This is a genomic window from Parolsenella sp., from assembly GCF_982402205.1.
Map to the genome: position 1 here is coordinate 1 of NZ_CEVYAT010000067.1, position 8,289 is coordinate 8,289.

The 8,289-nt window shown below is 66.0% G+C and carries 8 protein-coding genes and 1 riboswitch; of the genes, 3 read left to right on the forward strand and 5 right to left on the reverse strand.

The genetic code is table 11. The features are described from left to right. A partial coding sequence (dnaK, locus tag AC1VTH_RS04880; RefSeq protein WP_481335014.1) for a molecular chaperone DnaK occupies positions 1 to 1,415 on the reverse strand: 1,415 nt, incomplete at its 3' end. Between the two features lie 653 nt (positions 1,416 to 2,068). Here dnaK and AC1VTH_RS04885 point away from each other — a divergent pair. Further along, positions 2,069 to 2,254 carry an indolepyruvate ferredoxin oxidoreductase subunit alpha gene (locus AC1VTH_RS04885; RefSeq protein ID WP_126420653.1) on the forward strand — a complete coding sequence of 62 codons (186 nt, stop codon included), beginning with the start codon at positions 2,069 to 2,071 and terminating at the stop codon, positions 2,252 to 2,254. A gap of 442 nt (positions 2,255 to 2,696) precedes the next feature. On the opposite strand, the gene dapD is transcribed toward AC1VTH_RS04885, so the two are convergent. The 4 genes from dapD to AC1VTH_RS04905 all read right to left on the reverse strand — a co-directional run bounded on the left by dapD (position 2,697) and on the right by AC1VTH_RS04905 (position 6,582). Continuing rightward, positions 2,697 to 3,401 (reverse strand): 2,3,4,5-tetrahydropyridine-2,6-dicarboxylate N-acetyltransferase, encoded by a 705-nt coding sequence (dapD, locus tag AC1VTH_RS04890; RefSeq protein ID WP_481335016.1) that lies wholly within the window; start codon positions 3,399 to 3,401, stop codon positions 2,697 to 2,699. A gap of 45 nt (positions 3,402 to 3,446) precedes the next feature. Next, the gene (gene dapB / locus AC1VTH_RS04895) at positions 3,447 to 4,214 is read right to left on the reverse strand and encodes a 4-hydroxy-tetrahydrodipicolinate reductase (protein ID WP_301828815.1); all 768 of its coding nucleotides are present in this window, start codon (positions 4,212 to 4,214) and stop codon (positions 3,447 to 3,449) included. Beyond that, positions 4,207 to 5,097, reverse strand: coding sequence for a 4-hydroxy-tetrahydrodipicolinate synthase (dapA, locus tag AC1VTH_RS04900; protein ID WP_481335018.1), 891 nt, complete (start codon positions 5,095 to 5,097; stop codon positions 4,207 to 4,209). Before dapA ends, dapB begins: the two co-directional genes overlap by 8 nt. 63 nt (positions 5,098 to 5,160) lie before the next feature. Next, a complete protein-coding gene (locus tag AC1VTH_RS04905; protein ID WP_481335019.1) occupies positions 5,161 to 6,582 on the reverse strand; it encodes a diaminopimelate decarboxylase in 1,422 nt (473 codons plus the stop codon). Between the two features lie 6 nt (positions 6,583 to 6,588). Further along, positions 6,589 to 6,780: riboswitch (Lysine riboswitch) on the reverse strand. Between the two features lie 129 nt (positions 6,781 to 6,909). Between AC1VTH_RS04905 and AC1VTH_RS04910 the strand changes: the two genes are divergently transcribed. Both AC1VTH_RS04910 and AC1VTH_RS04915 read left to right on the forward strand, forming a co-directional pair. Next, entirely contained in the window at positions 6,910 to 7,344 is a 435-nt protein-coding gene (locus tag AC1VTH_RS04910; protein WP_481335020.1) for a hypothetical protein, read from the forward strand. Positions 7,345 to 7,631: 287 nt separating this feature from the next. Then, on the forward strand, positions 7,632 to 8,289 hold a 658-nt coding region (locus AC1VTH_RS04915; RefSeq protein ID WP_481335021.1), incomplete at its 3' end, for a M20/M25/M40 family metallo-hydrolase.

Genomic DNA, 8,289 nt, shown 5'->3' on the forward strand with positions numbered 1-8,289 from the left:
ATGTCGAACGTGACCTCGATCTGGGGCACGCCGCGACGGGCCGCGGGGATGCCAGTGAGCTGGAACTTGCCCAGGCTCTTGTTGTCGGCGGCCATCTCACGCTCGCCCTGCAGGACGTTGATCTCGACGGACGTCTGGTTATCGGCGGCCGTGGAGTAGACCTCGGTCTTGGAGGTCGGAATCGTGGTGTTGCGGTCGATCATCTTGGTCATGACGCCGCCCATGGTCTCGACGCCAAGGGACAGCGGGGTCACGTCGAGCAGCAGGATGCCCTCGACGTCACCGGTGAGCACGCCGCCCTGGACGGCAGCGCCGTCGGCAACGACCTCATCGGGGTTCACGGACATGTTGGGCTGCTTGCCGGTCATGGTCTTGACCAGATCCTGGACAGCGGGCATACGGGTGGAGCCACCGACGAGGATGACCTCAGTCAGATCGGAGAGCTTAAGCTTGGCGTCGCGCAGGGCGTTGGTGACAGGCTGCTTGCAGCGCTCGAGCAGGTCGCGGGTGATCTTCTCGAACTCGGCGCGGGTCAGCGTGTAGTTGAGGTGCAGCGGGCCGGACTGGTTCATGGTAATGAACGGCAGGTTAATGGTGGACTGCTGCGCCGCGGAGAGCTCCTTCTTGGCGTTCTCGGCAGCCTCCTTCAGACGCTGCAGGGCCATGGGGTCCTGACGCAGGTCGACGCCGTTCTCCTGCTGGAACTTGTCGGCCATCCAGTCGATGACGCGCTGGTCCCAGTCGTCGCCGCCCAGGTGGTTGTCACCGTTGGTGGCCAGAACCTCGAACACGCCGTCGGCGAGGTCGAGCAGGGACACGTCGAAGGTGCCGCCGCCCAGGTCGAAGACGAGCACCTTCTGCTCGGTGCCCTTCTTGTCCAGGCCGTAGGCAAGCGCGGCGGCCGTGGGCTCATTGACGATGCGCTTGACGTTAAGGCCAGCGATCTTGCCGGCGTCCTTGGTGGCCTGGCGCTGGGCGTCGTTGAAGTAGGCAGGGACGGTGATGACGGCGTCAGTGACGGTCTCGCCGAGGTACTTCTCGGCGTCGGCCTTCATCTTGGAGAGGATCATGGCGCTGACCTGCTCGGGCGTGAAGTCCTCGCCGTCAATCTCGACGACGGCACGGCCACCCTGGCCCTCCTTGACGGAGTACGGCACGGTCTTGAGCTCGGAGCCAACCTCGCTGTACTTGCGGCCCATGAAGCGCTTGATGGAGAAGACGGTGTTCTTGGGGTTGGTGACGGCCTGGTTCTTAGCGGCCTTGCCCACGATGCGGTCGCCCTCGGAGCGGAAGCCCACGACGGACGGGGTGGTGCGGTCACCCTCGGCGTTCACGATGATGGTAGGCTGGCCACCCTCGAGGACAGCCATGGCGGAGTTGGTGGTACCGAGGTCGATGCCGAGAATCTTGCTCATTGTTGGCACGTTCCTTTCTTGTTGCGTCTCTGGGCGCCAAATCGCCCAGGCAATCTTTGTTACTGCTCACTATATATCCTCTGCGTGCTTTCCTTATACAAAATCTAAGTGAGAAAGAGATAGATTTTTTGTTTCCTTCACTTTAGGGGTCGAGAAGGATCACGGGCAGCGGCTCGAGCGAGCTGGCAGGGCAACGTGCAACGCGGGCGTGAGGGGCCTCGCAACCTCATCACCAGAACACGGGCAACGATGGCAGCTTGCGAGGCCATCGAAGCGGGGCGCGGCTCTTCCTGGGACGGGCCCTTGCGCCCGACGTCGTCGAGGCAGGCGGCGTGAGCCTGCCCAACCTCTTCTGGCTTAGCTGGGTCGTGGGCGGCCTTGGATGTGGAGTCGTGAGCACAATCATCAAGGGCCACTAGGGACGCCCGTGCGGCGGCAAGGCCCCAAGCACGCGTTTCTCGAAACGGACAAAATTCCTGCTCGAAGGTGGGTTTTTGCTGTCCCCAACCTTTTGCGTATCACGTCTTGCAAACGGTGCCATGACTGGTATTCTCACGTAAAGGAGCTGGTAGAAAGGTTACCAAGGTTTACTTTTTGAGCCGAGGGAGCCCCAGCCAGCCGGGTACAACAAGCACACGATGAAGGGAATCATCATGGCCCATCCTGTCATTAACGCCGACGAGTGCGTTGCCTGCGGCGTCTGCGTCGACACCTGCCCCTGCGACGTCCTCGAGCTCGAGGACGTTGCCACCGTCAAGGACGAGGACTCCTGCGTTGCCTGTGGCTCCTGCCAGGAGGCCTGCCCCGCCGGCGCCATCACCGAGATCGCCGAGGACTAACTCCAACGGGGTGCCCGGGTGCGCCCGGGCAGATGGTCGCGCCGCGGAGAGGTGGCGTGGCCTTGGGCGAAGAGCCCGGCGTCACGGGGAGCCGCAAGGCTTTGACGCTTAAACACGAGAGGGAGACGAGCCAGCTGGTTCGTCTCCCTCTTTCTTGTTAACGACGCTTGTCGTTAGCGAGCGCCCAGCGCACGCACTCACATAGGCCAGCTAGTGCACACAAGTTGCAAGAATGCCCCGATTACAGGGCAAGTTGAGCTCAAAACGCCAACTTATGTACCCTAACGCGGGAAGCGCAAGCAGAGCGGAAGCGCAGGCGACAGGCCAGCCGCGCACACAGCCCGCACCGCGGCGTCGCGAACGCAAGCGGCCGCCCGCGGCACATGCCACGAGCGGCCACAGCAACTAACGCGAGAAGCGCGGGGCAGCCAGCCCCACCTCCCTACAGCGTGCGCAGCGCGTCGACCAGCGACACCTTGCCGCTCGCGACCTCGCTTGTCTGCTTGATGACGCGGGCGGGCACGCCGGCCACGACGGCTCCAGCCGGCACGTCCTCGACGCACACGGCACCGGCGGCCACCACGGCGCCCTTGCCCACGCGAACGCCCTCGAGCACCACGGCGTTGGCGCCGATGAGCACGTCGTCCTCGATGATGACGGGCGTGGCGCTCGCCGGCTCGACAACGCCCGCGAGCACGGTGCCGGCACCGATGTGGCAGCGCTTGCCCACCGTGGCACGACCGCCCAGCACGGCGCCCATGTCAATCATGGTGCCCTCGCCAATAATCGAGCCGATGTTGATAACGGCACCCATCATGATGACGGCGTTGTCGCCAATCTCGACCTTGTCGCGAATGATCGCGCCGGGCTCGATGCGCGCGTGAATGTTGCGCTTGTCGAGCAGGGGCACGCCGGTGTTGCGGCCGTCGTTCTCGACCACCATGTCGGCAATGGCGTCGCCCGCGGCCTCGAGCGCGGGGGCGAGCTTCTCCCAGTCGCCAAAGACAACCTTGGAAGCGCCATCGCCAAAGACGTGATCGGCGGCTGAGAGGTCGAGCGCGGCGCCCTCGGCCAGGGTCAGGTAGACCTTGACCGGCGTCTTCTTGGGGGCCGTGGCGATGTAGTTGATGATCTCCTGAGCGTCCATGCAAATCCCTCCTGCACCGCCAACGCGGCGGCGCGCATCAAATGTTTAACCGAACATGACCTCGTCGAAGCCGTACATGCCGGGCTCGCGGCCGGCCATCTTGCGGGCAGCGGCCAGGGCACCATTCACGAAGATCTGGCGGCTCGTGGCACGGTGCGTGAGTGAGACCTCCTCATCCGCACCAAAGAAGCTCACCGTGTGCACGCCGGCGACGGTGCCGCCGCGCAGCGAGTGCATGCCAACCTCGCGCGGGTCGCGCTTGCCTACCATGCCCTCGCGGCCATAGACCGGGTGGTACTCGCCGCGGCCCTCGGCGGCCTCGGCATCGACCACGGCGTCGAGCAGCAGCTTTGCCGTGCCGCTGGGGGCGTCGACCTTCTGGTTGTGGTGCGTCTCGACGATCTCGACGTCAAAGCCAGCGAGCTCGCGGGCGGCGAGCGTCGTGGCGTGGCGCAGGGCGGCGATGCCCAGCGAGTAGTTGCCCGAGTGCAGCACCGGGGCCACCTGAGAAAGCGAGCGCAGCTCGTCCATCTGCTCGTCGGTATAGCCCGTGGTGCCCGAGACGAGCGCGCAGCCCACGCGGCGCACGTAGTTCGCCACGGCGGGCAGCGTCACCACGTTGGAGAAGTCGATGAGGACGTCTGCGGCGGGGGCGGAGTCGGCGGCGGAGAGGTCAAAGCCAATCTGGGCCACGACCTCGAAGGCGGCGGTGCCAGCCTCGGTGCGCACGCCCTCGGCGGTGGAGCGAATGAGCGAGCCCATGCGACCCTCGCCCATGATGGCGATGCGCAGCGGCGCGGTGGCGTTAGTCAAGAAGACCAGCTCCCTTCATGGCCTCGACGAGCCTGGCCTTGGGGCCCTCACTCATGGGGCATAGCGGCAGGCGGTAGTGGGCGCCCATGAGGCCCATCTGGGCCAGCGCCTCCTTAACGGGAATGGGGTTGACCTCGCCAAACAGGGCCGAGATGAGCGGCTGGCCCTCGACCTGGATGCGCGTGGCGCGCGCGACGTCGCCCTCGAGGTAGGCGCGGCACATCTCGTGAACGAGGGCGGGCTGCACGTCGGCCCAGACGCTGATCGTGCCCGAGCCGCCCAGCGCCATGAGCGGCACGGTGAGCGCGTCCTCGCCCGAGTAGAGGCGGAAGTCGTCGGACAGGGTGTGGGCGATGCTCGCGGCGTAGGACATGTTGCCGCTGGCCTCCTTGATGCCCATCACGTTGGGGTGGGCGGCCAGGCGCTCGACGTTTCGCACCGAGATGGAGCAGCCCGTGCGCCCCGGGATGTTGTAGAGGACGCACGGGATGTCAACGGCGTCGGCCGTGTGCTTGAGGTGCTGGTAGATGCCCTCCTCGTTGGACTTGTTGTAGTAGGGCGAGATGATGAGAACGGCATCCGCGCCGAGCTTCTGGTACGTGAGGCTCTTGGCGGTCTGCGCGGCGGTGCAGTTGGAGCCCGAGCCGGCGATGACGGGCACGCGGCCGGCCACGTGGTTCACGACGAACTCGACGACGGAGTTGTCCTCCTCGTCGGTCATCGTCGCGCTCTCGCCGGTGGTGCCCAGCGTGAGGATGGCATCGGTGCCGTTCTCGATCTGGAACTCGAGCAGGCGCTCGAGCTGGTCGAAGTTGACGGAGCCGTCCTCGTTGAACGGGGTGACGAGGGCCACGATCGAGCCCTCGAGCTTGCGAACGTCCATGTTGTCTCCCTAGTGCTCAAAGGCGCCGGACCGCGGAGCTGGGCCCGCGGCTGGCACCCGTCTCTACTTGATTCCGGTGACGCCCTCGCTCTCGGCGGCGAGGTTGGCAAAGGCCTCGGGCAGCACGTCGAGCGTGGCGAAGTAGTCCATCGGCATCTCGCGGCGGCGGATGAGCTCGGTCGCGCCGTCCTCGCGCAGCAGCACCTCGGCGGGGCGCAGGCGGCCGTTGTAGTTGTAGCCCATGGCGTAGCAGTGGGCGCCCGCGTCGTGCATGACGATGAGGTCGCCCTCCTCGATGGGCGGCAGGTGGCGGTCAATGGCGAACTTGTCGTTGTTCTCGCACAGGCTGCCCGTGACGTCGTAGACCTCGGTGGCCTCGGCCTGGGTCTTGTCGGGCCCTCCCGGCTGGCCCACCACGCTCAGGTGGTGGTAGGCGCCGTACATCGCCGGGCGAATGAGGTCCACGGCACAGGCGTCCACGCCGATGTAGTCCTTGTAGATGCGCTTCTCGTGAATGGCACGGGTCACCACGCAGCCATAAGGGCCCATCATGAAGCGGCCCATCTCGGTGTAGATGGCGACATCGCCCATGCCAGCGGGCACGAGGATCTCGTCGTAGGCGGCGTGCACGCCCTCGCCAATGGCGCGGATGTCGTTTGCGGCCTGGCCGGGCAGGTAGGGCACGCCGACGCCACCCGAGAGGTTCACGAACGCCACGTGGCAGCCGGTCTTGCGCTCGAGCTCGACGGCGAGCTCAAAGAGAATGCGCGCGAGCTTGGGATAGTACTCGTTGGTGACCGTGTTGCTCGCGAGGAACGCGTGGATGCCAAAGTTCTTGGCGCCCTTGGCCTTGAGCAGGGAGAACGCCTCGAAGAGCTGCTCGGTGGTCATGCCGTACTTGGAGTCGCCGGGATTGTCCATGATGCCGTTAGCAAGCTGGAACAGACCACCCGGGTTAAAACGGCAGCTCACGGTCTCGGGGATGGGCCCCGCGACCTTCTCGAAGAAGTCGATGTGGCTGATGTCGTCAAAGTTCACGAGGGCACCCAGCTCGCGGGCCTTGACAAAGTCCGCGGCGGGCGTGTCGTTTGAGGAGAACATAATCTGCTGGCCGGTGATGCCCAGGGCCTGGGCAATCTGGAGCTCGGTGTAGCTCGAGCAGTCGCAGCCGCAACCATACTCGTGCAGGATCGAGATGAGGCGCGGGTTGGGGTTGGCCTTGACGGCGAAGTACTCGCGAAAGCCGGGGTTCCACGAGAAGGCCTCGCGCACGGCCTCCGCGTTGCGACGGATGCCCGCCTCGTCATAGAGGTAGAAGGGCGTGGGATACTTCTCGGCCGCCGCCTCGAGGACGACCTTGCTCGCAAACGGCGTCTTGAGACTGTAGCCGTGGTTGGGGAGCTTCTCGACGTCCTCGACCGAGGTAACGTTGTAGCTAGGGTTTTGCGCCTGGATAGGCGGGGTGTGATCGTGCGGCGCGCTCATGCGGCTCCAATCGATAGCGCTCCTGCAGGGACGGGCGGCCGCGCGGGGCGGCCACTGCAGACAGTCTTGCGGGTGTCTCCCACAAGCCCACCCGGTTGCGCCGTGACGGGCGCCCGAGTTCGGCGGGGTTGCTCCCGCACGAGGTCACAGCCCGCCGGCTCGCTCGCGCTTCTTCTTCCCCGCGCCTCTATCAGTTCAGCTACCGTAACACAACGCCCGCGACGCAGGGCGATTGGCGGCAAGACGTTACCCACTCGCCATCTGCGGGGACAGAGGGACGAGTAGAATGCGAGCAAAACGCCCACGAGCCTCGAGAGGGAGACCCGCATGAGCATGACGAGAAGGGCCTTCGTGGCCGTAATCGCCGGACTGGTGGCGACGCCCGCGCTGACGGCCTGCCAGCAGCAGGGCAGCGCGGCGGGCTGGGTTGCCGCGCAGGACGACTCGCTCGCGGTGCTCACCTGGGAGGTCGCCGGCGGCGGCACCGTGGCGATGCCCGGCGAGGGCTGGGCCGCGCATGACGACTTCATTCAGCTGCAGCTGGCCGGCGGCTCGATTCCCGGCGAAAAGATCGCGCGAGTCGAGCAGAGCGGTGACACGCTCACCGTGACGCTCGAGAGCAAGGACGGTCCCGAGACGATGGACCTGCTGCTCACCGAGTGGCGGCTTACGCCCAGCGAGGGCGGCGTGGACGGCATTGGCCACGTTATGGTCGACCATGGCGGCGGAGACGTGCGCGAGCTCGACAAGGTCGAGGAATAGCAAAGTGGGACAGTTGCTCCGGGCAACTGTCCCACTTCTTGTTTTGGCCCGGGGCTTGCTGGCAGGGTCACACGGGAAAGAAGCCTGCACCACAAAGGCAAGCGTATCGTCATCCACCCACCGGCAACTGAGGAGCGAGGGGCTCGTGACCCTGCCCTTGTGGCCACTCTCTCAGATGTAGTCAGTGGCCTCAACGGTGGCGCCGCCTCTCCCGACCGACACCGTCTGCGCCGGCGCGGGTGCCGCGGCGGCGTATAGTCTTGGCAACCACAAGGGGACGGAGAACCATGGAAGACCTTGCCCTGCTCACCAAGTTCCGCCAGGACCTGCACCGCATTCCTGAGCTCGACTTTGACCTGCCCGAGACAATCGCCTACGTGCACGGCGTGCTCGACGGCCTGTCGTGCGAGGTGACGAGCCCGTGCAGGGGTTGCGTCGCCGCGTTCTTTGACGTCGACGCCAAGCTGGGCCGCCCGCATGGGCCCGCCACGGCCATCCGCGCCGACATGGACGCGCTGCCCATCACCGAACGCAGCGGCGTTTCGTTCTGCTCGACCAAACCCGGCCACATGCACGCCTGCGGCCACGACGGCCACATGGCCATGGCGCTTGCTGCCGCCTGCTGGGTCAACGAGGTACTGGCAGGAGATGCCACCGAGGCCGCACACCTGCTGCCGCGCAACGTGTTGTTCGTGTTCCAGCCCGCCGAGGAGACCACCGGCGGCGCCCGCCTCGTCTGCGAGTCGGGCGTGTTCGAACGCTACGGCGCCGACCGCATCTTTGGCTTCCACGTCTGGCCCGACCTGCCCGCCGGCACCATCGCGAGCCGCCCGGGCCCGCTGCTTGCCCGCGCCAGCGAGACGCACCTCAACGTGCACGGCACCTCGAGCCACATCGCCAAGAGCGCGGACGGCCACGACGCCCTGCTCGCCGCCGCGCACTTCC

Excerpts from the sequence above, each read along its gene's own strand:
- AC1VTH_RS04885 (WP_126420653.1), top strand. The coding sequence starts at position 2,069 with ATGGCCCATCCTGTCATTAACGCCGACGAGTGCGTTGCCTGCGGCGTC.
- dapD (WP_481335016.1), bottom strand. The coding sequence starts at position 3,401 with ATGGACGCTCAGGAGATCATCAACTACATCGCCACGGCCCCCAAGAAG.
- dapA (WP_481335018.1), bottom strand. The coding sequence starts at position 5,097 with ATGGACGTTCGCAAGCTCGAGGGCTCGATCGTGGCCCTCGTCACCCCG.
- AC1VTH_RS04905 (WP_481335019.1), bottom strand. The coding sequence starts at position 6,582 with ATGAGCGCGCCGCACGATCACACCCCGCCTATCCAGGCGCAAAACCCT.
- AC1VTH_RS04910 (WP_481335020.1), top strand. The coding sequence starts at position 6,910 with ATGAGCATGACGAGAAGGGCCTTCGTGGCCGTAATCGCCGGACTGGTG.